Origin of the sequence: Cellvibrio sp. KY-GH-1 (assembly GCF_008806975.1) — a bacterium.
Lineage (GTDB): Bacteria > Pseudomonadota > Gammaproteobacteria > Pseudomonadales > Cellvibrionaceae > Cellvibrio.
Genome location: NZ_CP031728.1, coordinates 3,861,505 through 3,887,445, shown reverse-complemented (window position 1 = coordinate 3,887,445; position 25,941 = coordinate 3,861,505). Strand labels below are relative to the sequence as shown.

24 protein-coding genes are annotated in these 25,941 nt (G+C 50.1%); 13 read left to right on the top strand and 11 right to left on the bottom strand.

Annotation, left to right across the window (positions count from 1 at the left end):
- The first annotated feature begins 61 nt into the window (after positions 1–61).
- The 5 genes from nhaA to D0C16_RS16435 all read left to right on the top strand — a co-directional run bounded on the left by nhaA (position 62) and on the right by D0C16_RS16435 (position 3,522).
- Positions 62–1,243 carry a Na+/H+ antiporter NhaA gene (gene nhaA / locus D0C16_RS16455; RefSeq protein ID WP_151033360.1) on the top strand — a complete coding sequence of 394 codons (1,182 nt, stop codon included), beginning with the start codon at positions 62–64 and terminating at the stop codon, positions 1,241–1,243.
- 110 nt (positions 1,244–1,353) lie between these two features.
- Entirely contained in the window at positions 1,354–1,611 is a 258-nt protein-coding gene (locus D0C16_RS16450) for a type II toxin-antitoxin system Phd/YefM family antitoxin (RefSeq protein WP_151033359.1), read from the top strand.
- Positions 1,604–1,876, top strand: a complete 273-nt coding sequence (locus tag D0C16_RS16445) for a plasmid stabilization protein (RefSeq protein WP_151033358.1) — start codon at positions 1,604–1,606, stop codon at positions 1,874–1,876. The genes D0C16_RS16450 and D0C16_RS16445 overlap by 8 nt, the downstream gene beginning before the upstream one ends.
- Positions 1,877–1,948: 72 nt before the next feature.
- The gene (locus D0C16_RS16440) at positions 1,949–2,860 is read left to right on the top strand and encodes a hypothetical protein (protein ID WP_151033357.1); all 912 of its coding nucleotides are present in this window, start codon (positions 1,949–1,951) and stop codon (positions 2,858–2,860) included.
- A 104-nt stretch (positions 2,861–2,964) separates the two neighbouring features.
- A complete protein-coding gene (locus D0C16_RS16435) occupies positions 2,965–3,522 on the top strand; it encodes a YbhB/YbcL family Raf kinase inhibitor-like protein (protein ID WP_151033356.1) in 558 nt (185 codons plus the stop codon).
- Between the two features lie 83 nt (positions 3,523–3,605).
- Here the strand turns inward: D0C16_RS16435 and D0C16_RS16430 are convergent, their stop codons facing one another.
- Together D0C16_RS16430 and D0C16_RS16425 are read right to left on the bottom strand one after the other, a co-directional pair.
- Positions 3,606–4,793, bottom strand: a complete 1,188-nt coding sequence (locus D0C16_RS16430; protein WP_151033355.1) for a globin domain-containing protein — start codon at positions 4,791–4,793, stop codon at positions 3,606–3,608.
- 33 nt (positions 4,794–4,826) lie between these two features.
- Positions 4,827–6,065 (bottom strand): NnrS family protein, encoded by a 1,239-nt coding sequence (locus D0C16_RS16425; RefSeq protein WP_151033354.1) that lies wholly within the window; start codon positions 6,063–6,065, stop codon positions 4,827–4,829.
- 25 nt (positions 6,066–6,090) lie between these two features.
- Here D0C16_RS16425 and D0C16_RS16420 point away from each other — a divergent pair, with 25 nt between their 5' ends.
- The 3 genes from D0C16_RS16420 to D0C16_RS16410 all read left to right on the top strand — a co-directional run bounded on the left by D0C16_RS16420 (position 6,091) and on the right by D0C16_RS16410 (position 9,310).
- Positions 6,091–6,372 carry a hypothetical protein gene (locus D0C16_RS16420; RefSeq protein WP_151033353.1) on the top strand — a complete coding sequence of 94 codons (282 nt, stop codon included), beginning with the start codon at positions 6,091–6,093 and terminating at the stop codon, positions 6,370–6,372.
- A gap of 175 nt (positions 6,373–6,547) precedes the next feature.
- Positions 6,548–8,122: a nitric oxide reductase transcriptional regulator NorR gene (gene norR / locus D0C16_RS16415; protein WP_151033352.1), complete on the top strand. Its 1,575-nt coding sequence runs from the start codon at positions 6,548–6,550 to the stop codon at positions 8,120–8,122.
- 162 nt (positions 8,123–8,284) lie between these two features.
- Positions 8,285–9,310, top strand: coding sequence for a DUF1444 family protein (locus D0C16_RS16410; RefSeq protein ID WP_191968518.1), 1,026 nt, complete (start codon positions 8,285–8,287; stop codon positions 9,308–9,310).
- A 228-nt stretch (positions 9,311–9,538) separates the two neighbouring features.
- Here the strand turns inward: D0C16_RS16410 and D0C16_RS16405 are convergent, their stop codons facing one another.
- Complete coding sequence (locus tag D0C16_RS16405) at positions 9,539–9,733, bottom strand: hypothetical protein (protein WP_151033350.1); 195 nt, start codon at positions 9,731–9,733, stop codon at positions 9,539–9,541.
- On the opposite strand from D0C16_RS16405, the gene D0C16_RS16400 reads away from it, so the two are divergent.
- The 3 genes from D0C16_RS16400 to D0C16_RS16390 all read left to right on the top strand — a co-directional run bounded on the left by D0C16_RS16400 (position 9,719) and on the right by D0C16_RS16390 (position 15,983).
- Positions 9,719–11,833 carry a pectate lyase gene (locus D0C16_RS16400; protein ID WP_151033349.1) on the top strand — a complete coding sequence of 705 codons (2,115 nt, stop codon included), beginning with the start codon at positions 9,719–9,721 and terminating at the stop codon, positions 11,831–11,833. The genes D0C16_RS16405 and D0C16_RS16400 overlap by 15 nt on opposite strands.
- Before the next feature lie 267 nt (positions 11,834–12,100).
- A complete protein-coding gene (locus D0C16_RS16395; protein ID WP_151033348.1) occupies positions 12,101–15,682 on the top strand; it encodes an S-layer family protein in 3,582 nt (1,193 codons plus the stop codon).
- Between the two features lie 13 nt (positions 15,683–15,695).
- Positions 15,696–15,983 (top strand): hypothetical protein, encoded by a 288-nt coding sequence (locus D0C16_RS16390; RefSeq protein WP_151033347.1) that lies wholly within the window; start codon positions 15,696–15,698, stop codon positions 15,981–15,983.
- 54 nt (positions 15,984–16,037) lie between these two features.
- Here D0C16_RS16390 and D0C16_RS16385 read toward each other — a convergent pair whose 3' ends face one another.
- Entirely contained in the window at positions 16,038–16,787 is a 750-nt protein-coding gene (locus tag D0C16_RS16385) for an SDR family oxidoreductase (protein WP_151033346.1), read from the bottom strand.
- Positions 16,788–16,947: 160 nt separating this feature from the next.
- On the opposite strand from D0C16_RS16385, the gene D0C16_RS16380 reads away from it, so the two are divergent.
- Positions 16,948–17,871, top strand: coding sequence for a LysR family transcriptional regulator (locus D0C16_RS16380; protein ID WP_225318724.1), 924 nt, complete (start codon positions 16,948–16,950; stop codon positions 17,869–17,871).
- Between the two features lie 96 nt (positions 17,872–17,967).
- Here D0C16_RS16380 and D0C16_RS16375 read toward each other — a convergent pair whose 3' ends face one another.
- From D0C16_RS16375 to D0C16_RS16345, 7 genes are all read right to left on the bottom strand, one after another.
- Entirely contained in the window at positions 17,968–18,723 is a 756-nt protein-coding gene (locus D0C16_RS16375) for a 1-acyl-sn-glycerol-3-phosphate acyltransferase (RefSeq protein ID WP_151033345.1), read from the bottom strand.
- Positions 18,724–18,734: 11 nt separating this feature from the next.
- The gene (gene gmhB / locus D0C16_RS16370) at positions 18,735–19,316 is read right to left on the bottom strand and encodes a D-glycero-beta-D-manno-heptose 1,7-bisphosphate 7-phosphatase (protein ID WP_151033344.1); all 582 of its coding nucleotides are present in this window, start codon (positions 19,314–19,316) and stop codon (positions 18,735–18,737) included.
- A gap of 134 nt (positions 19,317–19,450) precedes the next feature.
- Entirely contained in the window at positions 19,451–21,529 is a 2,079-nt protein-coding gene (gene glyS, locus D0C16_RS16365; RefSeq protein ID WP_151033343.1) for a glycine--tRNA ligase subunit beta, read from the bottom strand.
- Positions 21,529–22,479: a glycine--tRNA ligase subunit alpha gene (gene glyQ / locus D0C16_RS16360; protein WP_151033342.1), complete on the bottom strand. Its 951-nt coding sequence runs from the start codon at positions 22,477–22,479 to the stop codon at positions 21,529–21,531. The genes glyS and glyQ overlap by 1 nt, the downstream gene beginning before the upstream one ends.
- A 185-nt stretch (positions 22,480–22,664) precedes the next feature.
- Positions 22,665–23,372: a PEP-CTERM sorting domain-containing protein gene (locus tag D0C16_RS16355; protein WP_191968517.1), complete on the bottom strand. Its 708-nt coding sequence runs from the start codon at positions 23,370–23,372 to the stop codon at positions 22,665–22,667.
- A gap of 79 nt (positions 23,373–23,451) precedes the next feature.
- Positions 23,452–24,174, bottom strand: a complete 723-nt coding sequence (locus tag D0C16_RS16350) for a DUF1566 domain-containing protein (protein ID WP_151033340.1) — start codon at positions 24,172–24,174, stop codon at positions 23,452–23,454.
- Between the two features lie 89 nt (positions 24,175–24,263).
- A complete protein-coding gene (locus tag D0C16_RS16345; protein ID WP_151033339.1) occupies positions 24,264–24,977 on the bottom strand; it encodes a DUF1566 domain-containing protein in 714 nt (237 codons plus the stop codon).
- A gap of 235 nt (positions 24,978–25,212) precedes the next feature.
- Between D0C16_RS16345 and D0C16_RS16340 the strand changes: the two genes are divergently transcribed.
- Complete coding sequence (locus tag D0C16_RS16340) at positions 25,213–25,758, top strand: cytochrome b (RefSeq protein ID WP_151033338.1); 546 nt, start codon at positions 25,213–25,215, stop codon at positions 25,756–25,758.
- The last annotated feature ends 183 nt before the right edge of the window (positions 25,759–25,941 follow it).

Here is a 25,941-nt window from a genome sequence, read left to right as displayed (position 1 = left end):
AATCACCCCTTAAATCGCCAATAAACCCTGATGAGCTGAAAAACATGCGATAGGAGTACCTATGATCCGGGGACTGAAAGCCTTTTTTAAACTGGAAGCGGCCAGTGGCATTTTGTTGATAATGGCAGCGATCTTGGCGCTAATTGCGGCCAATAGCGGGTTAAAATTCTATTACGATCAGTTGCTGTCGGTGGATGTGGTGGTCGCGGTTGGCAGCTTTTCCATCGCCAAGCCGCTGCTGCTGTGGATCAACGATGGCCTGATGGCACTGTTCTTTTTGCTGGTCGGTCTGGAGCTAAAACGCGAAGTACTGGTGGGCGAGTTAAACCAGATCTCCAAAATCGCTTTGCCCGGAATTGCCGCTGTGGGCGGTATGCTGGTGCCGGCGTTGATCTACGCCTTTATCAATCGCCATGATCCTTACGCTCTGCATGGCTGGGCCATTCCCACCGCCACCGATATCGCCTTCGCCCTGGGGGTACTGGGGTTACTGGGTTCGCGGGTGCCGGCAAGTTTAAAGATCTTCCTTGTATCTTTAGCGATCTTCGACGATATAGGTGCGATCATCATTATTGCGCTCTTCTACACAGATAACCTGTCGCTCACCGCCATCATCAGCGCTGGCCTGGGGATACTGGTGCTGATCTTTATGAATCGCCAAGGGGTCGTGAGCAAGGCGGCCTATCTGATTGTGGGGTTAGTAGTCTGGGTGAGCCTGCTTAAATCCGGTGTGCATGCGACTCTGGCCGGCGTAGCTATAGCCCTGTGCATTCCCTATCAAGGCGTAGATGCTGACGGCAAACCGGCCATGCCCATGCACGAGCTGGAAAAAGACCTGCACAGCCCGGTCGCCTATGGGGTCTTGCCCATCTTCGCCTTTGCCAACGCCGGTCTGCCGCTCGCGGGGATGAGTTTTAACGATGTCCTCTCGCCGGTATCACTCGGCATATTGCTGGGCTTATTCCTCGGCAAACAACTGGGGGTGATGCTGTTCACCTGGCTGGCGGTAGTCACCAAAGTGGGCAAGTTGCCGGCCGATGTAACCTGGTCCCAGCTCTACGGCGTCGCCGTGATCTGCGGTATAGGCTTTACCATGAGCCTGTTTATCGGCTCGCTCGCGTTTGAACAGACCATCGAGGGCCAAGCCATGGGCGACCGTTTGGGTATCCTGGTCGGCTCATTATTTTCCGCACTACTGGGGTATGTGTGGTTGAGGTATGTGGCAAAGCCGAAATCGCAATAAGTTTCTAGCTGGAATTTCCTGGCTCTAATCACCAAACGATTGTGTGGAAATTGAGCAAATGATACGCTTTACAGTACTTTAAATAGTGTTATTAATAGAGCGATACCATCATGAGTGTACTGCCTGCGAACGATCTAAAAACTAAAGGTATATCCGCTGTAGAGGCGCGTTTGGCGGTGGATGAAGAAGTCATCATTTCCGTGCGCGGGCAGGATCGCTATGTGATTATGGACTTGGAAAAATACAACAAACTGCGCGAATACGAGTTGGCGATGGCCGTGCAGGAAGCCAAAGCGGATGTAGAGGCAGGGCGCTTTGTCACCGAGTCTGTTGCCGACCATATGCGCAGAGTTAGCGGCGATGTATAGGTTGATCTACCCCGAAACCTATCTCAAAAAAGCCACCAAATTCATCAAGAAGCACCCCGAGCTTCGCGGCCAATACCAAAAAACGCTGGAGCTACTCGAATTAAACCCCTACCACCCCTCCTTACGACTACACAGTCTGCAAGGCCGCTTAAGCGGGCTTTCATCGGTATCCATCAACATGGGTTACCGGATTGTGTTGGAACTGATCATCACCGATAAAGACATTATTTTGGTGGATGTGGGGAGTCATGATCAGGTGTATTGATCACACAGTATTTGAAGAGGTGTTTGGGCTGTCAAACACAAAATAATCATTTTTCTATAGGGATAGCACTCAATGAGAATTGTAAAACATTGGATTTTGCTGTTGGTATTCTCTGCAATGCCCGCAGCGGCGTTTGATTTTACCCCGTCCTCGGCCAATTATGATTTCACCCAAACAGTAGAAATTCTGATTGTCGATCAAAAGAATTCCAAATTTTTCGCGATGCTTGATCCCTTTGAAATGCTGGTAACTACAACACCCAGTCGATTTTATGTGGCGCTGATGGGCGTCTTGCAGCGCGGACATACACAGGTAGATGGTGTTGCTCAGCTACAAGGAGCGGTTGCAGATTATGAGTATGTTCTAATTTTTAGATCACTCAATAGTGCCCACGTGATGTTAATCGGCCAAAACTGGGTGGTGGATGGCAACAAAAAAATTTGGTTAACCGCAGCGGAAATCTCTGCGATCTATGATCTGTTGAACGCAATTTCGGGCAACGACCAAAAGACGGATTTGAATATTCTGGAGAACTTGTTCAAGGAAATTGATACGCAGCAGGACGCAAGCATCAATCCAAAACTTACCCCGGAAGAAGAATTGAAATCTATTATCGATTCCCAAAAATCAATTCAGGAAAGGTTGCCACAAAGCCACGATGATATGAAAACCTTACCCTATTACAACAAGGCGGAGGAAAATCGAAAATTTCTGGAGGAGCTCAATGCAAAGCAAGCAGCAGCGCAGAAGTTGGGTGCGCAACAAGCGCAAGCGAATCGCTCCCAAGCAACTCTTCCAACAGACCCTGATCCAGTCGCCAATCCAAAAACTACCGCACCTGTGCGCACAGCCAATCTGCCGGCAAGCATTACGCCCGAGGCGCAAGCATCGAGCCAAGGTAAAAATCCACTGTTGCTGGGTATGTGCATTGCCATTGGTTTGGGGCTGGCGGCATGGGTCGGATTCAGGCGTCTACTGCGTTAAGTTTAGGTGCTGCATCCAAATATTTTTTTCAAAAAAATCTTCACCAATACAAAATACATTCACAAGAGTAGATTTTCACAGGTACATTTAAAGAGGAGCTTGGTATGAAACAGTTGAAAACAGGATTAATAATTGCCGCAGTTTTATGTGCAGCACAATCGTTCGCCGCCGAACCAGCGAAATTTGTGCTGAGCAGCACCGATATCGCCGCGGGCAAGCACATGAAAAAAGCGCAGGAATTTAATGGCTTTGGCTGCACTGGCGATGACCTCTCGCCGCAGCTTTCCTGGAGTGGTGCGCCTGCGGGGACTGTGGCCTACGCGATTACCGCCTATGATCCGGATGCACCTACCGGCAGCGGCTGGTGGCACTGGCAATTAATTAATATTCCCGCCGATGTAACCAGCCTTGCGGCCGGTGCCGGCAAAGCGGATAAAGCGCCCAAGGGCAGTCAGCATATTGAAAATGATTACGGTGTTGCCGGTTTCGGCGGCGCTTGCCCACCTCAAGGTCACGGTGTGCATCACTATAAGTTTACGGTGCACGCATTATCGAAAAAATTGGAATTGCCGGCCACTGCCTCGGGCGCGCTGACCGGTTATATGATCAATGCCAACTCGCTGGGTTCAGCATCGATTGAGGCACTGTACAAACGCGATTGAGTTAAAGTGGAATTCATTGCACGCTCATTAATTTTAGAAAGCTACATTCAGCGTCGGCAATATTGCCGACGCTGAATGTGTTTTTAGTGACCACCAAACACATCCGGCCCAAAGGCTTCATAGTGAATTTTATTTACGCACACACCGGCCGAAATTAACCAATGCTTTTGCGCTTGAATAAATGGCATTGGCCCGCAGATATAAAAATCTGCATCCAGCGGCAGATCCTTTAACTGAGATAAATCCATCCGACCGGAAAATGAATCGTAATTAAAGCTGGAGTGTTCCAGCCATAGATTTAATTGCGCATCGCTCAGGTTTTGAACCTCGCGATTGATTTCGTCCAAATGCGGAATATTTTCCAATTGACTGGTGGCATGGGCAAATACAATTTTGCGCGGTGAGTCGTGTACCGCCAGATCGCGCAGAATCGAAATCATCGGCGTTATACCTATGCCCGCACTTAATAGCACTATGGGTGTTGGTTGATCCTCCACGACAAATTCGCCGGCGGGTGGCCCAACCAAAATACTATTGCCCACGGCAAGCTGATCATAAATGAGATTGGATACATTTCCTTTTGGGCCGAATTTAGGTTGCTCACGTTTTACGGTAATGCGCCAAACGCCTTCCAGTGGTGAGTTGGACAAACTGTATTGGCGATTTTGTGTTAAGCCCAATTCCGCTACCGGCAAGCAGACGCTGACATATTGGCCGGGTAAAAAGGTCATGGATTGATGGGAATTTTTTGGGCGCAAATAGAGAGATACCACATCGAGTGCGCAATGAATTTTTTCTACCACTTCCATGTCATTCCATTCCTGCCCCGGGTTCCAATGAATACTTTGGTAGTGTCTGGCTTCACGCGCAATTAAATCGCAGGCCATCAACCAATAGGCTTCATCCCAGGCGGCCATCACACTGGGAGTTACGGCATCGCCCAGCACTTCTTTAATGGAGCTGAGTAAATGCCGCCCGACAATAGTGTATTGCGCCGGTGTAATACCCAGGCTCACATGTTTATGAGCGATGCGATTTAAAATTGGATCGATAATTTCTTGCTTATCAATATTCGCTGCATAACCGTAAACCGCATTGGCTAAGGCTTGCGCCTGTTCGCCCGAGGCTTGATTGCCCATGTTAAAAAGATTTTTTAATGCGGGGTGATGTTCAAACATACGCGCATAAAAATGTCGGGTAATTTTTTCGCCATTGGCTTTCACCACCGGCAAAGTCGCTTGAATGATGGGAAATGAATCTTTGGATAACATGGGTGAGTCTCCTTTAACAACAAATGAATCCGATTAAACTAACCGGGGTGAAATTAAAATCGGGTAAAAGTTTTTGATAAAAATCAGAAACGCGGTTGACCATAAAATGCCGCTGACTAACGAGAGCAAAAAAATCAGTTCGGGAAACAGCAGGGCGCCGAATGCGCGTGTTACTGCCGCGAGCAGCAGGCAAACAAACGCGAAGACTAGGGAGTGAGTGGCAACAATGCTGCGATTGGTATGGCCGAGCGAAACCCTCGCCATCATCGAGAGCATCATTAACCCCAGAGCACCTATGGTGATCAGGTGCAGGGCATTACCGAGTGAGATAGCTGGATTTTGCAAACTGGCACCAATCAGCGCCAAACCCAACGCGGTAAAAAAATAGGCGAGCAGCAGCGACCAAAGCATCGGCTGCGCGAATAGTCTGCGATCCAACCAGTGATACAAACGATAGAAATGCAACACCGCCAGCGCATAAAAAAATCCATAGCCGGGAATCGCCAGGGAATAAAAAATGCCGAGGCTGTAACTCGCCAAACCACACAGCGAAATAATCAGAATCAAGCGATTCACTACTGGCATGGGTGGTGCGGGAAAGTTGCTCAGCGCACGCGCGGCAAAAAACGGAATCACGCGGCCGCCGACAATGCCGATAATCACCACAAATACCAACAGGCTGGTGTGAGTTAATTGCAGCGCTTGAGAATCCTGCGCGGATAAATCCAACCAGAGGATGGCGTTATCCAACATCATCAACACCAGTAACAGCGGCAGCAGCAGATAGTTGTGATAATTTTTTGCCTGGGTAATCACGCGTGCGAGCAGCGCGATGGACAGGATCCACCAACAGGATTCCAGCACCGCACTGGCTGCTACCCAGAGTGCGGAATTAAGCTCGCTCGCCAGTAAGCTCAGGGCGAGCAATGCGCGCGCCGCCAACCAGAGCGAGACGGACACTAGCAACTGGCAGCTGGAAATCGGGTTGAGGCCGGTCCAGTGTTTGGCGGCGGTGAGAAGAAACCCGTTCAGCACCGTGGCGCCAAAGCCGAACAACATTTCGTGGGCGTGCCAGACTACCGGATTCAACGCAGCCCGCCATTGCAGCTCGCCGCTCAGAGTCAGCAGCCATAGGATCATCGCGAGCAAGGCGTAGCTGGCGCTGGCCAGAAAAAATGACCGGAAGGCTTGGGATAGCAGCGCGCTGCCGGTAAGCAAAACCTGTAGACGTTGCCAGTACGCGCGCATCCGGGAGAGCGGGACTGATTTCATCTCAGCCTACCTCGCGGTGCAGGGCATGCTGGGCGACACAACGCAGCAGGTAGGTGATCTTGATCAGCACGCCGGCGGCGAGCATCAACAGGTGGCCAGCGAGCTACACGCCGAGTGGAAAATTGGCGGCAAATGGATAGCAAAGCGCGATGCTGAGCAGAAATACACTGGTAGATGCCAACAGGCCCAGGCTGGAGTAGCGCAGCAGCATCTGTCCCTGTTCGCGCTCAAACAAGTCGTAAAAAGTCATGGTGAAACTCCCGGTGTGGATGTACTGGGAGTGTTATTGCAGTGCTTATGCCATTGATAAATTATCGATTAAAAACAATAAGTTAAATTATTTTCGAGATTCTAATATGTGTCATTATGACCTGATGTTTTGTTGTCAGAATGACACGCAAAGGTCAAATCGACAGCTATGTATACATCTGACTGCAACTGCTGAATAATGAACCCCATTGCGACCTTGCCAAGGGGTGTTTATGGCCGAATTTAATACGACTTTACTGGTGGAAGTGGCGCTGGATCTGGCCAGCAGTTTAAGCAACCACGATCGCTTTGACCGCCTGTTGACCAGTATTCGCAAAGCGATTCGCTGCGATGCTGTAGCCCTGCTGGCGTTTAACGACAAGGTGCTGGAACCGCTGGCGATTCAGGGTTTGGCGGCCGAGACCCTTGGGCGCCGCTTTCGCATTCAGGAACATCCGCGCCTGGAAAAAATCTGCAGCTCGCGCCACCCGCTGCGTTTTTCTGCCGATGCGCCCGAGCCCGACCCCTACGACGGACTATTGCTCGCCCACACCGGCAACCTGCCGGTGCATGCCTGTATGGGTTTGCCACTTTATTCCGATGAGCAATTGATCGGCGTAGTCACGCTCGACAGTCTCACGCCCGACGTGTTTAACCAGATTCCCGCACGCACGCTGGATGTCATCAGCGCAATGTCGGCAGCCAGTTTGAAAACCGCGTTTCACATCAGCCAATTGGAATTGGCTGCGCGTCACAATCAGGACGTATTGCAAGAGTTAACCTCGGAAGCATTGTCGCGCGAGGGCGGCGAAATGATCGGCCGCAGCGCCGCTATGGAGCAACTGCGTGCGGAAGTGAATTTGGTCGCCAACTCCGATTACACCGTATTAATTCAAGGTGAGACGGGCGTAGGCAAAGAATTGGTTGCGCGCAATTTGCATCGTTTATCCAATCGCAATCATCAGCCATTGGTGCATGTGAATTGCGCATCACTGCCAGAGACACTCGCCGAAGCAGAATTATTCGGTCACACCAAAGGCGCCTTCACCGGCGCGGAAAAATATCGCGCCGGAAAATTTCAACTGGCCAATGGCGGCACTTTATTTTTGGATGAAGTCGGAGAATTGCCGCTGAGCATTCAAAGCAAATTATTGCGCGCCTTGCAGAGCGGCGAAATCCAACCGGTGGGGCAGGATCAGGTTGAGCGGGTGAATGTGCGCGTAATAGCGGCGACCAATCGCAATTTAAAACAGGAAGTGGAGCAGGGCCATTTTCGCAGCGATTTATTTCATCGCCTGAGCGTCTATCCTATAACCGTCCCGCCACTGAGTGAGCGCGAAGAGGATGTGCTGTTATTAGCAGGATATTTTTTGGAGAGCACCGCGCGCAAATTGCGCCTGCGCCAACTAAAACTCGCGCCGCAAAGTGAACAGGCGCTGATGAATTATTCCTGGCCCGGCAATGCGCGCGAGCTTGAGCATTTGATTAGCCGCGCCGCATTAAAAGCGCGCGCGGAAGACCCGGCAGCCAGCGACAAGATTATCGAACTCCAACCTCGCCATCTCGCATTGGAAATCACCACACCCCAGGTGATCAAAAAAGCCAAAGCCGCTTTGGCTCCCTATTCGTTAAAACTCGCCAGCGAAAACTTCCAGCGCGAAAAAATTATCGAAGCGCTTAATGCCGCGCAAGGTAACTGGACGAAAGCCGCCGAGCTGTTAACGTTGGATAGATCCAACCTGGCGCGCATCGCCAAGCGGCTTAATATAAAAGTGGAAAAAATATTAATGCATGAAGCTGGAACGTGAGTTTTTCCAGTTGTATTCGCTCGGCCAAAAATAAAGTCAATCTCTAAACCTAACTTAGGATGAAATATGAAAAACTGCCCCCTTTGTCAGCATCGACCGATTTCGTTTGGCGCTTGGTGTAATGGACTCAATTCATTGGCATGCCGGTGTGTACATTGTGGAATGCAACTTAAAGCTGATGCGGTTAGCTGGCTCATCATAATCACAATTGGTGTTGCTATGATAGCCGTGGCGGCGGTTGGAATTTTTAGTTTCGGTTTGAGCGTTAAGCATGATCAACTTAAGTTGCTACTCTTGGTTTGTATACCCGTTATTTTGGGTTGCTTCGTTGGATATCGTGCGGGCGGTTATCGTTCGTTGGTAACAGTCTTACCTAAGCAACAATTTCTTGAGTACTTTGTCAAAGCATTGAAAACTCAATTTCCCGCTGTTCAAGTCACCCAGCTCGATGAATTGAATATCAAAATTACAAACTTGAACGGAATGGAAACTAATTCCTTTTTGGGAAATGCTTATCAAGCCTACACGTCCGGTAGCCGTTCGCTCGATACTGTGATTGGAGAGAAGTTGGCCAGCTTGGCAGAAATGGTCAGTCAACCTCAAGCGAATGAAAGCCAAGTGCTATTGGCGGTTGTTCGTTCGGCAGGGTTTATTGCGGCAACTAAAGAGCAACTGGGTGCGGTGGGAATTTCATCAGACGCTTTGCCTTTCATTTGTGAGCCGCTCAATGAAGAGCTTTTTATTTGCTATGTACTGGATTCTGCGGCAGGTATGCGCTTTCTGAATGAAGATGAGCGGCAGACGTTGAATTTGCCTGTAGAAAGCTTGCGTCACTTGAGCAGTGAGTCGCTCAAAGTATACTTTGAGCAGCGTCAAGCGCGACTTGAGCAGTTGGATACACGCGGCAATGGTGATGTATTCCGGTTTCGGGTTGATGGGAATTATGATGCCTCAGTGGTATTGCTGCCCAATCAAATTAACGCGATTGCTGAACAGATTGCGGGTGTGCCTGTGATTTTTATTGCAGCAAGAGACATGGTGCTGATTGCACGAGAAGGAGACCTTAGCGGCCTTCACTCGGCCAGCCATCTTGCACAGCAGGCGTTCGATGAGTTGGCCTATGCGATTAGCCCGCGGGGCTTGGTTTTGCGCGATAACACGCTGGTTCGTGCAGATATTTCGCTTTAATCGTTTAAAATTAATAAAACGATTACATTAAATTTAGGTAAAAAATGTAATCGTTTTTTCGCTAAAAAATAGAAAAATTATCTCGCTAAATGCTGTTTCAGGTAGATATCTCGCTTGACGCCGGAGGGTTGGGCGAGCACTATTCTCCCGCTGATTGCGGCGATTAAAACAATAAGGTCGCAGTCGGGATGCGTGATTTAGCAGTTCATCCCCCGGTTATTCCCTAAGTCAGTGATTTCTAATAAGTGCTGCATTTTTTCCAATCCAATCTGTTGTGGAATGGCGTTCAGCAGCCAGCGCGCCTTGCGGCGTATCGGTGTTTTCGGTCTTTATCCCTGCGCTTTGCAGGCGTTTTGTGTTGCAAAAAAATCCGAATAACAACGATAGAGCTACGACAAGGTAATCCACATGAATTCCAAACATTTTTCTCGCCGTGCCGGCCAGTGCGCGGCATTTATGGCTGTTAGTTTATTGGCAACCGTCCTTCATGCGCAGACGCTCGGCGCCAACCTGGCAATCACTGGCCCCAGCGCCGCTGCTGATGGCTCGGGCTTTGATAACACCAAACTCGTGCGCGATGGCAGTACAGCCACCGTGTCGGTGGCGAGTGGTACCAGCAATCAACGAGTGTCAGTGAAGTGGGGCAGTGCGGTAAGTTTTAATACCGTGATCCTGCGCGAAAGCGGCAGCAAAATTACCAACTGGCAGTTGGTAGATAACGACAGCGGTACCGTCTTTGCCAGCGGCACCGGCATTGGTGCACAAAAAGTGGTGAATGTTGGCCCGCGTTCGTCCAAGAAAATTAACCTGATTGTGAATGCCACCAGCGCGCCGGGCATTGCCGAATTTGAAGTGTATAACGCAACGGGTACTGTGACTTCTTCCAGCAAATCGTCATCCAGTGTGGCGCTAACCAGCTCCTCAAAATCGTCTGCAATCCTGAGCAGCTCTGCGAGCAGTAAATCATCAACAACACCTAGCAGTACTCCGGCTACCAGCAGTAAATCGTCAGTGGCTAGCAGCGCGGTAGTTGTTAGCAGTTCAGTGGCAAGTTCCAGTGTTGTATCGAGCAAGTCCAGCAGTGCATCTTCCATTGCGGATAACGGGGCTATCAGTGCCGCCTGTATCCAGTTGGCCACCAATCCTTCGGTGAACTGGCGCGATACCGCGTTAAAAACTGATCAGGAAATTGTCAGCTGTTTGTCCAAAACTCTGGGTAAACCCGTCGGTTATGGTGAAAAAGCGCTGGGCGGTTTTGACCCTAACGGCAACAGCAAACTCACCATCATCACCAAAAATTCCAGCGTCTCGGTTGAGCAGCAACTCCTGAATGCGATTACCGGCGAAGCGCACAACTGGATTGTGTTCGACAAAGTTCAATTCGCCCAGCCATCTGAAATTGGAATGTATCGTTTGGGTTGTAGCAACCCGACGGTGCAATCCATCCTCGGCGCGACTGAAGCCGAGTGCGTGAATTACACCCAATGGTGTGCGAAAAACGGCGTGAGCAGTGCTAACTGTATTACCCAGTTCTTTAATGTCGCGATGAACAAATCCACCAACCCGATTCGCAACCCGGTGATCGGCTCCAACAAAACCATCGATGGTCGCGGCAGCGAGGCTTACTTCCTGTTCAGCGGTTTTGCGATTGGTAAAGACCAAACCGGTACGCCAACGCAAACAGCGAATAGTGTGATCATGACCCACCTTAAATTTCAGGGTGCGGGCCATACCGAAGATCACTACTGCGACCCGGATATGATCCGATCCACCGGCGCATCCCACGATATCTGGATTCACAAAAATACCTTCGACACCACCGGCGATTCGGCCTTTGATGTGAAAGTGGGCGCGCACAATGTGACTATGTCGTTCAACCGTTTGATTAACGTGAAACGCGCGGTGCTGCACGGCTCCAGCGATAGCCACACCATTGATACCCAAATCACTACTACCATGCACAACAACGCGTTTATCACTACCGACGATAGCTACACGCTGCTCGGCAATACCCTGCGCCGCGTGCCGCTGTTGCGCCACGGCAAAACCCATATGTTCAACAATGTGTTTGTAAACTATCGCAACCAGATTCTGAGTTTGCGTGTAGGCGCGAGTGCATTGATGGAAGACAGTGTGTTTATGGTGAACGCAGCCCATCAGGAAAAGAGCACAGTGGAAGCCTCATTGGCGGAAATCAGCGCGAATTTGTTTAAGGACATTAGCGACGGTTACTTCCGTAATGATCGCAACCTGCTGTGGTTCAGTGATGCCGCGTGTAATTTAACCCCATCGACCCAAACCGCGTTGACTGCAACCAACGGTACTGTGGCGAATCTTGCCAGCAACTACAGCGCGGCATCACAAAGCACCATCAACAGCTGGCGTTTTGCGGCGGGTCAGGATCTGGTGAAATATGTGAATGCTACTGCCGGTAAATATGGGCAGATTCCCTATAACTCGCCCTTGGCGGCAGACAAGTATTACGTGCTTGGGCTGGCTCAACCTGCTTGTCAGGCGCGATAAAAGGTCTTTTCAAGACTCTAGTAAAAGCCCCGCGTTCACTCCCGGGGCTTTTTTATTCCTCGTTTGCCGTTTCTGCGCAAAACACCCGCGATAAAAATCTAGTTAACCCTGTCACAAAAATTAGCACCTTTATAATTGTTTGCTAATCTGAAGGCTATTCAGCGGGCGAAACCAATAGTTTGGTTATAACCAATAGATAGGCTGGCGCGTATATCTATATCGTTAAGGCTCGCTACCGTATTTTTTCAACTTACGTAAGGTATGACTATGGTGTTTTCCAGACTCAAGCAGCTGGTTAAATTGCCTCTTGCTGTCGGCGTAATGCTGGCAGCCCAGGGGGGTATCGCAGGCACATTGACTGGCGTGAGTGTTACACCGGCAGACAACAGTGCTAACCAGCCATCGAACTACACATTTAGCTATACGCTTGCGCAAGACGTGGGTGCAGACGAAGCACTGTTTTACGTCACTTTTCCAGGTGACTTTGTCGTAGATGGGTCTGGCACAGCCTGCGACAAGTTAGTGTCCCTGACGCTTACACCGAGCCCCGGTGCAGCCATTTGTCGTGCTGCCTACGGTTCAGGTAACACCATAGGCTTTGCGGTTAATACCATGATTGGCGGAGGGGTGGATGTTCCAGCGAACACAGTGGTAGAAGTGGTAATCAGCGGAATTACCAATCCCTCTGCGGGCGGAAATTACAACTTTGACTCCGGCAGTAGCACGGCGCTGATGACCACCATGCCGATTGACTCGATGATGCCTGGCTTAGTTACGCCCAAAGATACTGCTCCCCAGCAGACAGTGACCATTGCCGGCGGCGGCAGTGTTGTTAATGGACTTTGTGGCGCGTCCCATGGCGACCTTTTCACCAGCGCTCCCAGTGGAAGCCTCTGTGCAACTGGAACCGCTTCCGCGGTAACCGCTATGTCGTCCAGTTACGATTGGACCTGTACCGGGAGTGGTGGCGGAACCGATGCGACCTGTTCGGCGAACAAGGGTTATGACCTCATTTTAAGTATTTCACCCCCGAGCAGCGGTTCTATTGGATGTACCAGCAACCCCGTAATTCACGGCGGCAATACCACTTGTACGCCAACGGCCGGCCCTGGCTATACCTTCAATGCCTGGAGCAATGATTGTGTGGGTGCGAGCTGCGTCTTGAACAACGTTACCAGCAGTCTTAATCCTCAGGCGAACTTCACGCTTAACCAGTATGCGATTACCACCGCCGTAAACCCGGCTCCTGCGGGTACGGCGACTTGCACGACTAACCCGGTAGATCACGGAAGCAATACCAGCTGTAGCTATACCACCAATGCGGGGTACACCTTTGCTAACTGGAGTGGCGACTGCACGGGGGCGACTTGTAATTTGACGGGAGTTACCGGCGCAAAATCAGTAACGGCGAACTTCAACCTGACTCCTGCGACATACAACATCACCGTAAATACATCCGGATCAGGAACTGCATCCTGCTCACCGAATCCGGTTAACAGCGGCAGCAACGCAACCTGTACTGCCAGTGCAAGTACCGGAAATAGTTTTACGGGTTGGACCGGTGACTGTACTGGCGGAAGTTGTACGCTGACAGCGGTTGCAGCGAATAAAACGGTGACGGCCAATTTTGCCGTTAATACCTACACCATCTCGGGTTCGGCGGCTCCCGCGGCCGGTGGCAGTGTGAGTTGTAGTGGGAGCGTTAGTCACGGCAGTTCCGGCAGCTGTACCGCCACGGCCAATGCGGGTTACAAGTTTACTGGTTGGACTGGCTGCCCCAGCGCAATTGAAAACAGTTGTAGTTTCACGAATGTCACTGCTAACCAGAGCGTTACGGCGAATTTCACCGTGGGAAGCTATACCGTGATTCCTTTTGCTGAGCCTGAAAATGCAGGCGTAGTTGAATGTACCAGCCCGGTAAATTACGGCAGTACGGGAACCTGTACCGCTACGGCGAACGCAGGCTACCGTGTAAAAGAGTGGTTCTGGCCTGATTGTACCGGCGCTAGCTGTAGCTTCACTATTAATGCTGAAACGCAAATAGTCTCTATAGCGGGCAGAGCCTACTTTGAATTGATTCCTACCTTCAGCGTTAGCACCAGTGTATCGCCAGCCGATAGCGGCAGAATCAGTTGTAACAGTGCGATATTGGGGGAAGCTGGCGCAATATGTACAGCGGTAGCGAATACGGGCTACCGGTTTAAGGGCTGGGGCGGCGGTTGCGAGGGTTCTGAGCTTGCCTGCACGGTATTAAACAATGGCGGTCCTGTATCTGTGAGTGCGACTTTTGAACAAGGTCAATCTTTTACTATCAGCGCAAGTAGCCAACAGATCGACGGATCGACTCGTGCACTGAAACCCGCTGGAAATGCAGTTTTTGAGGACTACATAAGCTGTTCACAAGACAATCCTATTTTTCAGGGCACTACTGTGACCTGTAGTGCTCACATGCTTAAAAGTGGTTTTAAAGCCTGGGGTGGCGGCTGCTCCCGGGTCGAAGGTGACAAGTGCGTCATTGAGAATATGACCAGCGACAAACATTTGGTGGTGTATGCGGGTTATTTATTGAAAAACGATGTTGTAATTACTCCGGCAGGCGCAGGAAGTGTGTGGTGTTCAAAGTCCAGCAGCGATCTGTTTTTTATCAGCATAAGTACTCTTCAAGAAAGCTGTAAAGCAGAAGCCAATCAAGGTTATAAATTTGTCTCATATTCGGCGCCAATATGCGCAGATGGCTTTTGCTCTGGCGCTGAAAAAATAAATGTCAACTTTGAGAAGGTTGCTAATACGCCTGCGGTTATCTGTACCAATTGCAATCAAAGTACTACTGAAACCTTTAGTGCTAGCACTAAAACTGCAACACAAACGACGACTCCCGATGCTCAAGGTAATAGCACCCAGACCAATGTTGCCACTACGACCAACCTTCAGTCCGGTGGAATCACAACCAGCGTCAATGTGAACACTCAATCTTCAGCGGGTACGGTCCAGCTTGGCGGGTCTGTATCGACTAACGATCCTAACGCCCAAGTGGTTGTGAATGTTGGTAGCACTAGCCTGCAAACATCGAATTTGACTACAGGGACAACATCTACGGCTGTGGTAACTACCGCAGGAACCACAATAAATACCGTATCGATCGGGGCTGAAGTGGGCACTATTCAGGCAGCGTCTGGGTTGTTAGTTGGTATCGGCCAAAACACCCTGGGAACCAGTCTGACAGTCACCAGTAGCCTTACCGGAACCAACCTGGGGACTACCTCTATTTCCGGGAATGCGATCAGCACCACCTCGGGTAACGGATCAAGTCTCGTTCGTAGTACAAGCCAGGATAATTCCACCCCAACTACCACTAGCTATGGCGCTAGCAGTATAACTACCATGACCACGATTGGACGCAGTGTTATTACTACAGTACAAACGACTGGCGCTTCTGTGGTGGCGCCTACCGTTTCAATCGCATCAACCCAGACCGCATCGTTGATTTCCGGTGCTATTTCTGGCGGATTGACCAGCGTTGGAAGCGGTGGATTCTCGCCCTCTGGTGGCAGTGGTGGTTTAGGCGGTGGCTTCGGAGGCGGTAACCTTAGTGTGCAAGTCAGGGCAGCGGGAACCTTTAACCCCGGCAACAAACCGGGTTTGCGTAAAACTGCAGCGGAGGATGACAACGCCCAAGCAGCAATAGATATCACCGGAGGAAGCTTGCAATCCGTGCAGTTGTATTCGGATAGCATTGGCCTGGTCGAGTTCTTCAAACCGGGAAGTGCTGCAGGCTCACCACAAATGACGGCGTTTGAAAGTACCGACGAATCTTTCAGCATCACTCTTAGCTACCCAGCTGCGAACTAATAAGGAACAGGCCATGAAAAAATATATCCTTAATTCCCTGCTCTTATTGTTGGTCGCCAGCCTGGTTGCCTGCGGCGGCGGTAGCAAAAAGCACAACAACAATTCGTCATCCAGCGTGATGAGTTCCAGTAGCTCCTCTGTAAAAAGTAGTGTGATGGAGTTAAATAAAGAATATACCTTTACGGACAGCACCAAAATTACCAATACCGGCAAAACCGAGTTGGTAGTAGTCAAAAAATACTACTGGGAGACTCAAAAAACAGTGGTGATTTTAAAAGAGGGCAGTGCAACTATCGATTGAGGCTAAAAAAATCCCCGGCAAGCCCGGGGATTTTTCTTTTATGCGATCTAGGGCTTACAACTGGCTCATGCCGCCATCAATGATTAATTCAGCCCCCACCACAAATGCTGCGTTCGGCGATGCAAGATAAACCACGGCGCTTGCAACTTCCTCGGGCTTACCAAAGCGCTTTACTGGTACTTGCGCTTGAATCTGGCTCGCTAACTCATTCAGTTGCTCGGCCGGAACACCCAGTTTGCCATAGAGTGGTGTTGATACAGGGCCAGGGCTGACCACGTTCACCCGAATCCCGCGCCCTACCAATTCTGCCGACAAGGTTTTGGCAAACGAGATCAATGCGGCTTTACTGGCGGCGTAGACGCTGGAATTGGGCATGCCGATATGAGCATTGATCGAACCGTTCAGGATGATCGCAGCGCCTTCATTCAAGAGTGGCAAGAGTGCCTGAATCGTAAAGTAAGCGCCTTTCACATTGACGTTAAAGGTCTGATCCCACAAGTCTTCGTCTACCACTTCTAGCGGTGCAAATTTAGCGACACCGGCGTTAATAAACACGGCATCCAAACGCACGCCTTGTTCGCTCAATTGGGCAGCTAACGCTTTGGCGGCGTTCACATCGCCTGCTTCACTTTGCAGGGCGATAGCGTCGGCGCCGAGTTGTTGTTGGGCTTGCGCCAGTGTTGCCTGATCGCGGCCGGTGATTACCAGGCGCGCACCTTGCTGTGCAAAAGCCACCGCCGTTGCCAGGCCGATACCACTGTTGCCGCCGGTTACCAGTACAGTTTTTTGGGTGAATTGAGTCATGATCTTGCTCCAAATAAGGTTGTTAAATCGGTTTAGGTTGTTTGCTTTAGGCGCTAGATGTTTCGCAGCCCATGGACACACTTTATGGTTTATGTTTTTATGCATCAATTGGCTAAAAATTGATAATTAATTCATAAATTGTGAATAATTGGGGTCAGCTATGTTGGATCGCTTGCGCGCTTTGGAAGTCTTTGTGGAAGTGGTTAAGCGGGATGGCTTCGCCCGCGCCGCCGAGGCACTGGACACCTCGCCCGCCAACGTCACGCGCTATATCAGCGATTTGGAAGCGCATTTGGGCGCGCGCCTGTTAAACCGCACTTCGCGCAAAATGTCGCTCACCGAAAGTGGTGAGGCCTTGTTCGAACGCGCCAAGAGCATTCTGGATGAAATGGCGGATGCAGAATCCATCGTCAGCTCCGCCACCTTGCAACCGCGTGGTTTGCTGCGCATCAATGCGCCTATCAGCTTTGGGATTTTGCATCTCGCGCCGCTATGGCCGCAATTCATGCTTAAGTATCCCGATGTAGAGTTGGATATCTCGCTGGTGGATAGGGTCGTGGATATTGTGGAGGAAGGCTACGATCTGGCGATTCGTATTTCGCGCTCAGGCTCATCATCCAATGCGGCGCGTAAGCTGGCGACCTCGCACAATTTTTTGTGTGCATCGCCCGAGTATTTACAAAAATACGGAGCGCCAACAACGCCGGCGGATTTGGCGCAGCACCAATGCATTGGCTACACCTACGCGCCCAATGGCGATCAGTGGGTGCTGACGGATGCGAACACACAAGAGCACTCGGTAAAAATATCCTTTGTGATGCATGCGAATAATGGTGATACGATTCGCGCTGCCGCATTGCAAGGGGTTGGAATTGCACGCTGCCCGACATTTCTCAGTGGCGAGGATTTACGCACCGGAAAGTTAGTGCGTGTTCTCCCCGATTTTCACTTGCCGGATATTGATGTGCTAGCGCTTTATCCAAGTCGACGGCATTTGAGTGCAAAGGTACGAGTGATGATCGATTTTCTTGCCAATGCGTTTAAAGGAACGCCACCCTGGGATAGAGAATTGGATAAACAATAGATTTAATAAGAGAAAAAATAACGGTGAGACCGAAACTATTCAGCGCGACCATTAAATAATGTTTCAATTAGAGTCGTATTAATTGAAAGATTATTTTTATGAAGCTGTGTTTTCCGTTAAGACCCGAACACCATCGTTGCGCGCCGGCGGCATTTTGGCAATCTCGCCTTCAATCCAATTTTTGACATCTTCGGTTAATTGCTTGCGATCTTTTCCTTCGGTCTGGAAGGGTTCGCTAATCACTACCCGAATCGTACCCGGGTACTTAATAAAATGTTTATGCGGCCAGCATTCACCGGCGTTGTGCGCAACAGCAATAATGGGTACACCGGCGCTAATGGCAATATCGGCGCCGCTGCGCGCGTAATTACCTACTTGACCAACGGGTGTGCGTGTACCTTCGGGAAAAATCAAAAAATTATTGCCTTGTTGCAAACGCTCAATGCCTTTCTTTTTTATTTCTTTCAGCGCCTGTACCGGGCTACTGCGATCAATGGCAATAGGGCGCAAGCTGGCAAGACCCCAGCCAAAAAATGGGATACGGAATAATTCTTTTTTAAGTATGGTGCTAACCGGGCCAAAATAATATTGCAGGAACATGGTTTCCCAAGTGCTCTGGTGTTTTGCCATCACTACACAGGGAAAGTGATCGGCGTGTTTGTTGCCGATAATTTCAAAGCGCACACCGCAGCAGATTCTGATCCAGAACATTACAAAGCGGTTCCAGCAAGTCACTATGCGCCAGCGCCAGCTATAAGGGAAAATGGGCCAGATAATTACCGCGATTAATCCAGCCAGTGCGCTGGTGCCGTTGTAGCCGATTGCAAAAATAAAACTGCGAAGTTTTAGCACTTTCGATTCCGCTATTGCTGTGACTCGTTGGCGATAATAAAACTAGCTGCCGCCGCTAAATTTTCAAAAACTTGCACTTGTTCCGATTCAATAATAGGTGCATCGGTTTGCAAACCAGGAACTGCAAGCTGCGCCTGAGTACGCACGCCATTGCCGGTGAGCACTAAAACAGGTTTGCAAGCTTTTTGGACCGCCGCTTGCAAATCGCGCAAGCTGTCGCCAATAAAATAACTGCTTTCCACCGAAGTATTAAATTCGGCTTCAATTGCATCCAGCATGCCCGGTTTAGGTTTGCGGCATTTACAATTTTCATCCGGGTGGTGCGGGCAATAAAAAATCGCGCCTATCTCGCCACCTTTTTCTTCCACCAGTTTAGTGATTTTGGCGTGAATGGCTTCCAAGTCTTCCAACTCGAATTTACCACGTGCAAGCCCTGCCTGGTTGGTTGCAATTACCACCGTGAACCCGGCGTTACTCAAACGTGCAATCGCATCGATGCTATCTTCAATGGGAATACATTCATCGGCAGATTTTACGTAGTCGTCGCGATCCTGATTTATAACGCCATCGCGGTCGAGAATAATTAGTTTCATGGTATTCCGTTTTATTCCCCCTTTGGAAAGGGGGTAGGGATTCAAATCCCCCCGGCTGCGCCGACCCCCTTTTGCAAAGGGGATGTTAACTCCCTCCCTTTTTAAAGGGAGGGTTGGGGAGGGATTTTTTTCAGTTAGTTTTTCGCTGGAACCAAATAAGAAATATCCGCGACTTCCAAAAACAAGCCACGCAGTTTGGATAGCAACGCCAAACGGTTTTGTTGCAGCGCCTGATCGTCGCACATCACCATCACGCTATCGAAAAACGCATCGACAGTCGGTTGCAAGTCCGCCAGTGCAGCCAGCGCTTGAGTATATGCGCGCGATGCAAACAGGGGCGCAACCACCGCTTCTTTTGCACTGATTGCTGCCGCCAGATTTTTTTCCGCCTCTTCTTGCAGTAATGCTGAATTCACATCAGTGCTTACCGCCGTATTTTGTTTAGCGAGAATATTGGATACACGCTTGTTAGCGGCAGCCAAAGCCTGCGCTTGCGGCAACTTGCTGAACTCGTTTACGGCGAGTACACGCTGATTGATATCCAGCGGTTGCGACAATTGTTTTGCGGTTACCGATTGGAAAACTTCTGCCGGAATCTGCGCATCTTCAAACATGGCGCGGAAGCGATCGAGCATATAGCTGAGTACTTGCTCAACCAGTTCATCACCAACAGTTAAGTTTTTGTGTTGTGCTTTAGCGAATGTTAACAACTCACGCAAATCCAACGTGAGATTTTTCTCTACCAGCAAACGCAATACGGCGATGCTCGCACGGCGCAAGGCGAATGGATCTTTGGAGCCAGACGGTTGTTGGCCAATGCCAAAAATACCGCTGATGGTATCCAAGCGATCGGCAAGCGCGATAATGGTGCCAGTCACAGTTTGCGGCAATTGGTCACCGGCAAAGCGCGGCATATATTGCTCGTTCATGGCGGCGGCCACTTCGGCATTTTCGCCGTCGTTTTGCGCATAGTAGAAACCGGCAATACCCTGCATATCGTCGAACTCGCCCACCATATTGGTGACCAAATCCGATTTACACAGCTGCGCGGCGCGCTCTGCGGAGGCGACATCGGCGTTTAATTTGCCCGCAATTAATTTGGCGAGGCCAGCAACGCGTTCGGTTTTATCGTAAATAGTGCCGAGCTGCGCTTGGAATACGATAGTTTTTAAACGCTCGCGCAGTGAAGCGAGCGTGGTTTTTTTATCGGTTTCAAAAAAGAAAGCCGCATCCGATAGACGCGGGCGAATCACGCGCTCGTTGCCGTCGATAATTTGTGTGGCATCTTTGCTTTCAATATTGGCGACGGTGATGAAGTTGTTTTTCAACTTGCCGTTGGCATCCACCACGTGGAAATATTTTTGGTGTTCTTTCATGGAGGCAATTAATGCTTCCGCCGGCACCGCAAGGAAACGCTCTTCAAATTTTCCAGTCAGTGCGACCGGCCACTCCACCAATGCAGTTACTTCATCGAGCAGGTCGGCATCAATCACTGCCACACCGCCGACTTTTTTCGCTTCGGCTTCCACTTGGGCTTTGATAGTGGCGCTGCGCTCGGCGAAATCGGCTACCACATAACCGGTGTTTTTCAACACAGCGGCATAGTCGCTGGCTTTAGCCAGTTCGATAGTGTTGTTGTAGTGGAAGCGGTGACCGCGACTGGTGCGGCCCGCTTGCAAACCGAGAATATTGGCGTTGACCACATCGCTGCCGAGCAGCATGACCAACCAGTGCACCGGGCGCACAAACTCTTCGCGTTTTGCACCCCATTTCATGCGCTTGGCAATCGGCAATTTCGCCAGTGCATCGCTCACCACTTTTTCCAACAGGCCAGCAGTTTTTTGACCTTGTTGCGAAATGCGTGCAACCAGTTTTTCCGCCTTGCCATCGCTCTCGGCTTTTAATTCGCTCGGTGCGATACCATTTTTTTCAGCAAAGGCGAGTGCAGCTTTGGTCGGCTGACCTTCTTTATCAAATGCAATCGCCGCCGGTGGACCCCAAACAACCAATTCTTTGGAGGGAGTTTCACTCGCAAGATTTTCCACCAACACTGCCAAGCGGCGTGGAGCAGCATAGGCTTTAACGGAATCAAAGGATAATTCCAATGCGGTGAGATCCGCTTGAATGTTTTCTACGAACGCATTCATCAAATTTTTTAAATTTTTCGGGGGCAGTTCTTCGGTGCCCAACTCAACCAGAAAATCAGCAGACATTATTTTTCCTCCGCAATTGCGGCGAGCATTTCAGCGCGCAGGACTTCAGGAGCAAGGGGGAAGCCGAGGGCTTTGCGGCTATCGTAATAAGCTTGGGCAACGGCGCGCGACAGGGTGCGCACACGCAAAATAAAACGTTGGCGCTCGGTTACGGAAATCGCGTGGCGCGCATCCAGCAGGTTGAACGCGTGCGAGGCTTTCATCACCATTTCGTAGGCGGGCAGCGGCAGATTTTTTTCCATCAAACGCTGACTTTCTTTTTCGTAGAAATCGAAATTGTTGAACAAGAAAGCGGTGTCGGCTTCTTCAAAGTTGTAGGTAGATTGCTCCACTTCGTTTTGATGGAACACATCGCCGTAGGTGACCTTGTCGCCGTTCGGGTTGATGGTCCAGACCAGATCAAAAATTGAATCCACACCCTGTAGGTACATGGCGATACGCTCGATACCGTAGGTGATCTCACCGGTGACCGGGAAACATTCCAGACCGCCGACTTGTTGGAAGTAAGTGAACTGGGTAACTTCCATACCGTTCAACCAGACTTCCCAACCCAAACCCCAGGCGCCGAGGGTCGGCGATTCCCAGTTGTCTTCCACAAAGCGGATGTCGTGCACATTGGTGTCGATTCCCATTTCGCGCAGCGAGCCCAGGTACAAATCCTGAATATTCTCGGGCGAGGGTTTCATCGCCACCTGGAATTGGTAGTAGTGCTGCAAGCGGTTGGGGTTTTCGCCGTAGCGGCCGTCTTTCGGGCGGCGGCAGGGCTGGACGTAGGCGGTGTTCCAGGTCTCCGGACCTATAGCGCGCAGGAAGGTGGCGGGGTGGAAAGTACCGGCGCCGACTTCGAGGTCGAGGGGTTGCAGAATCACGCAGCCTTGGCGCGCCCAGTAGTCTTGCAGGGCGAGGATAAGGCCCTGAAAGGTGCTTACGTCATAACGTTTTTCAGACATGGCAGACCTGATTGGTAAAAGTGGGTCGAAATTAGGGTAGATGATGTAAAAAATGCGGGGGATTATAGCGGGAGATGGCGCCGGATTGGCAGTGACTTATACCGATAAGCAGGATAAACCAGCAAATAGCCCTTTGGGGCGAATAAACACCGCCCGAGGGGAGGTGTTTCATTAGATGGAAAAGATTATTTCGTGGCGCGACGGGCAATTCCCAAACCCAGTAAACCAAGGCTTAGTAAGATAAAAGTAGAGGGTTCTGGAACGGAAGTATCTTTTACCAACATGGCCCCATAAGCAATCTCCCGCGGGAATGCATCATTTACAGTTAGCCATGCGTTGCTAATATTCACGCCTGCACCTGAATGTGGCGTTAAGAAGATAAAGGAACCGAGCTTACCACTAGCGGTATAAAAGTGAGCGATAGCCGCTTTGTTAAGGAACTCTATGCTTGCGCCTTCCTCCCCGGTTGGATTGATGTAGCTAAGGCCGTCAAAGGTATATCCAAATACATCGGCAATATCCTGGAAGCGAGGCAGTAAAACCCCATCCCAATCTTGCAGGCTATATTCATCCGGGTTTGAAGTTGAAACCGGGATTCCCTGACTGCCGAACAGGCTGAACCACAAGTGTGTGACCTCAGCTTCCGAGGCTAAACGCCAGCCTTTGTAGGTGGTACCGAGATTCTTCACTAGATTGGTAAACAACATATCCGACGTATAGTCTTTGGTGACTGTAATGCCAAAATCCATCCACACCAACCCGGTAGATGTTTCCAGCACAGCCTTGTTGTCGCCTGCAGTAAAGGCATCTGCCTGAACGATGGGTAGTGCTTGCGTGGTAGCGGAGAGTAAAAGTGTGGCTAAGCCCAAGGTGCGGGCGAGTTTTTTAAGCATGGTAAGCTCCATTTATCGGAAATCTAACAGTTTTACATTCAGTTCCTACATACCACTGAGTGGTGTGTAGTTAGTTGGGTTAACGGCGGAAGCTGAGTCGGCGAACGGTGAGAATAAAAATCGCCAGTACGGCGAGCAGGCCGCTAGCGGGTTCGGGAACTGCGACAGAGTCTTTTACGAGTAGCGTGCCTTGCGCTGAAGATATATCGCTCTTCCAGTATCCTTCACCGTATGCAATTATGGCGTGTGGACCTAAGGTGCTGTTGATCGGTACCAATAGATTGAAGAAGCCGTTTTGTCCCGAATCACTAAAAACCGCAGCTGAGGCGCGGTAGTCGTAAATAGTGCGATTAACAAGAATACCGCCTTCGTACCAAGTAACCTCCGCCGTACCTTCCTCGCTGATACCAAATACATCGAGGATGCTGTTTAAATAATCGTCATACACCGAAACTGGGACGCCGAATTCATTGTTTTCTCTGAGAGTGAACATCCCAAAATCTGGACTCCAGCGGTGCCATCCCGCTAAGTGTCCAAACAAGCTGGTCCAAAGATGATCCACTTCTGCAATCGTAGGCAGGCGCCAACCGGCGTAGTCGGTGTCTAGTGAGCTGACTACATCGCTGAAAGTTCGATGTGAATTTACCCCAAAATCCATCCACACCAACCCGGTGGAGGTCTCAAGTACAGCTTTATTGTCACCTGTGCTGAACGCATCTGCTTCAACGATTGGCAGGGCTTGAGAGGTAGCGGAGAGTAAAAGTGTGGCTAAGCCCAGGGTGCGGGCGAGTTTTTTAAGCATGGTAAGCTCCATTTATCGGAAATTTGTTGTTAAGTGTTTGAGCAGCTACACCCTACCCAAGGGCGATGTGTAACTGCCTTACTTACACCTTAAACACGGAATTTAAACCGGCGCACCGCCAGCATAAAAATCGCTAATACCGCGAGAAGGCCGCTGGCGGGTTCTGGGACGTTGGTAGATTTTTTTACTAGTAATGTGCTTTGTTGGAGGGATATATCTTGTAGAAACGGGATACGCATTTCATAGGAAAACGCAGCGTGTCTTGGGATGATATTATTATCGGTAGGTACAAAGAGATTGACGAAGCCATTTACTCCAGAGTCACTAAATACTGCAAAAGAGGATTTATAGGTATAGTCTGCGGAGTAAATTAAAACGTCATCTCTGTAGTACGTATAGTGTCCGTTAAGTCCAACTAAATTTCCAAAAACGCCCATAAGACTGTTGAAGTAGTCGTCATACATCGTAATGTTCTTATCAAATGTACTTAACGATGCGAAAGTTGGCTGCAGGCGTGACCATTCATCTAGTCCACCAAACAAGTTGGTCCAAAGATGATCCACTTCTGCAATCGTAGGCAGGCGCCAACCGGCGTAGTCGGTGTCTAGTGAGCTGACTACATCGCTGAAAGTTCGATGTGAATTTACCCCAAAATCCATCCACACCAATCCGGTCGATGTTTCCAGCGCGGCCTTGTTATCGCCTGCAGAAAAGGCATCTGCCTGAACGATGGGTAGTGCTTGCGTGGTAGCGGAGAGTAAAAGTGTGGCTAAGCCCAAGGTGCGGGCGAGTTTTTTAAGCATGGTAAGCTCCATTTATCGGAAGTTATGATGGTTCTGGATTTGCGGTGTAGCAGTGGCGCGAAATATACCATTTACCACATCAAAAATTGACCTATTTGCTTATAACATTTGCGCGTTGGTAAGGATCTGTAAAACCCGGGAACCAGAAATAGCGACAGTTGACCAATCCCCCGCCGATTGGCCTCCACAACCGTGTTTTTGTAATTCTATAACTACAACATCCCAAGGAATTCCTATGGATAATCAACAACAATTAAGCCCCCTGACTATTTTCCTCCATTGGATTATTGCCCTGACCATGATCGGGCTAACGGGCGTTGGCCTGTATATGTCCACCTACGAGTACTACCCGCTTTATGACTGGCACAAAAGTTTCGGCGTGGTAATTCTGGCTTTTGTGCTGGTGCGCATCTGGTGGCGGGTGAAGAATGGCTGGCCGGTGCCGGTGCGCGCCTACCCGGCACTGGAGCATCGCCTGGCGCAGTTGACTCACTGGGTGTTGATAGTAAGCACGCTGCTGATGCCGATTTCGGGAATGATGTATTCCGGTTTGGGTGGCTATGGGGTGAAGGTGTTCGGCTGGGTGTTGATCCCGGGCAATAAGAATCCTGAAACGGGCCAAACTGAACCTTTCCATGCCGGGTTGAGTGGGTTAGGGGAAGCGGTTCATCACTGGCTGGGATATATCCTGATTGCTGCCATAGTCCTGCACATCGCCGGAGCGCTGAAACATCATGTGTTTGATAAAGATCAGACCTTGCGTCGAATGTTTGGCCGTTAAACGGGAAATTTACGCGTCAAAGCTCCGCCGAGTAAACCCGTCGTAAACAGGGAGTAAATCGGGCGTAAAAGCCGGTGTGGACGGGTTTTAATCAGCCGCTGACAAGCCTATGTTGTAATCACAGAGTGAGCGAAGAGACGGCGACGAATTCGCGGTGATTGGTTCAGGTGAGCAATCTCTTCT

What these genes read in the sequence shown, in the direction of transcription:
- nhaA (WP_151033360.1), top strand. Translation starts at nt 62, where the DNA reads ATGATCCGGGGACTGAAAGCCTTTTTTAAACTGGAAGCGGCCAGTGGC.
- D0C16_RS16450 (WP_151033359.1), top strand. Translation starts at nt 1,354, where the DNA reads ATGAGTGTACTGCCTGCGAACGATCTAAAAACTAAAGGTATATCCGCT.
- D0C16_RS16445 (WP_151033358.1), top strand. Translation starts at nt 1,604, where the DNA reads ATGTATAGGTTGATCTACCCCGAAACCTATCTCAAAAAAGCCACCAAA.
- D0C16_RS16440 (WP_151033357.1), top strand. Translation starts at nt 1,949, where the DNA reads ATGAGAATTGTAAAACATTGGATTTTGCTGTTGGTATTCTCTGCAATG.
- D0C16_RS16435 (WP_151033356.1), top strand. Translation starts at nt 2,965, where the DNA reads ATGAAACAGTTGAAAACAGGATTAATAATTGCCGCAGTTTTATGTGCA.
- D0C16_RS16430 (WP_151033355.1), bottom strand. Translation starts at nt 4,793, where the DNA reads ATGTTATCCAAAGATTCATTTCCCATCATTCAAGCGACTTTGCCGGTG.
- D0C16_RS16425 (WP_151033354.1), bottom strand. Translation starts at nt 6,065, where the DNA reads ATGAAATCAGTCCCGCTCTCCCGGATGCGCGCGTACTGGCAACGTCTA.
- D0C16_RS16420 (WP_151033353.1), top strand. Translation starts at nt 6,091, where the DNA reads ATGCTGGGCGACACAACGCAGCAGGTAGGTGATCTTGATCAGCACGCC.
- norR (WP_151033352.1), top strand. Translation starts at nt 6,548, where the DNA reads ATGGCCGAATTTAATACGACTTTACTGGTGGAAGTGGCGCTGGATCTG.
- D0C16_RS16410 (WP_191968518.1), top strand. Translation starts at nt 8,285, where the DNA reads ATGCAACTTAAAGCTGATGCGGTTAGCTGGCTCATCATAATCACAATT.
- D0C16_RS16400 (WP_151033349.1), top strand. Translation starts at nt 9,719, where the DNA reads ATGAATTCCAAACATTTTTCTCGCCGTGCCGGCCAGTGCGCGGCATTT.
- D0C16_RS16405 (WP_151033350.1), bottom strand. Translation starts at nt 9,733, where the DNA reads ATGTTTGGAATTCATGTGGATTACCTTGTCGTAGCTCTATCGTTGTTA.
- D0C16_RS16395 (WP_151033348.1), top strand. Translation starts at nt 12,101, where the DNA reads ATGGTGTTTTCCAGACTCAAGCAGCTGGTTAAATTGCCTCTTGCTGTC.
- D0C16_RS16390 (WP_151033347.1), top strand. Translation starts at nt 15,696, where the DNA reads ATGAAAAAATATATCCTTAATTCCCTGCTCTTATTGTTGGTCGCCAGC.
- D0C16_RS16385 (WP_151033346.1), bottom strand. Translation starts at nt 16,787, where the DNA reads ATGACTCAATTCACCCAAAAAACTGTACTGGTAACCGGCGGCAACAGT.
- D0C16_RS16380 (WP_225318724.1), top strand. Translation starts at nt 16,948, where the DNA reads ATGTTGGATCGCTTGCGCGCTTTGGAAGTCTTTGTGGAAGTGGTTAAG.
- gmhB (WP_151033344.1), bottom strand. Translation starts at nt 19,316, where the DNA reads ATGAAACTAATTATTCTCGACCGCGATGGCGTTATAAATCAGGATCGC.
- glyS (WP_151033343.1), bottom strand. Translation starts at nt 21,529, where the DNA reads ATGTCTGCTGATTTTCTGGTTGAGTTGGGCACCGAAGAACTGCCCCCG.
- glyQ (WP_151033342.1), bottom strand. Translation starts at nt 22,479, where the DNA reads ATGTCTGAAAAACGTTATGACGTAAGCACCTTTCAGGGCCTTATCCTC.
- D0C16_RS16355 (WP_191968517.1), bottom strand. Translation starts at nt 23,372, where the DNA reads ATGCTTAAAAAACTCGCCCGCACCTTGGGCTTAGCCACACTTTTACTC.
- D0C16_RS16350 (WP_151033340.1), bottom strand. Translation starts at nt 24,174, where the DNA reads ATGCTTAAAAAACTCGCCCGCACCCTGGGCTTAGCCACACTTTTACTC.
- D0C16_RS16345 (WP_151033339.1), bottom strand. Translation starts at nt 24,977, where the DNA reads ATGCTTAAAAAACTCGCCCGCACCTTGGGCTTAGCCACACTTTTACTC.
- D0C16_RS16340 (WP_151033338.1), top strand. Translation starts at nt 25,213, where the DNA reads ATGGATAATCAACAACAATTAAGCCCCCTGACTATTTTCCTCCATTGG.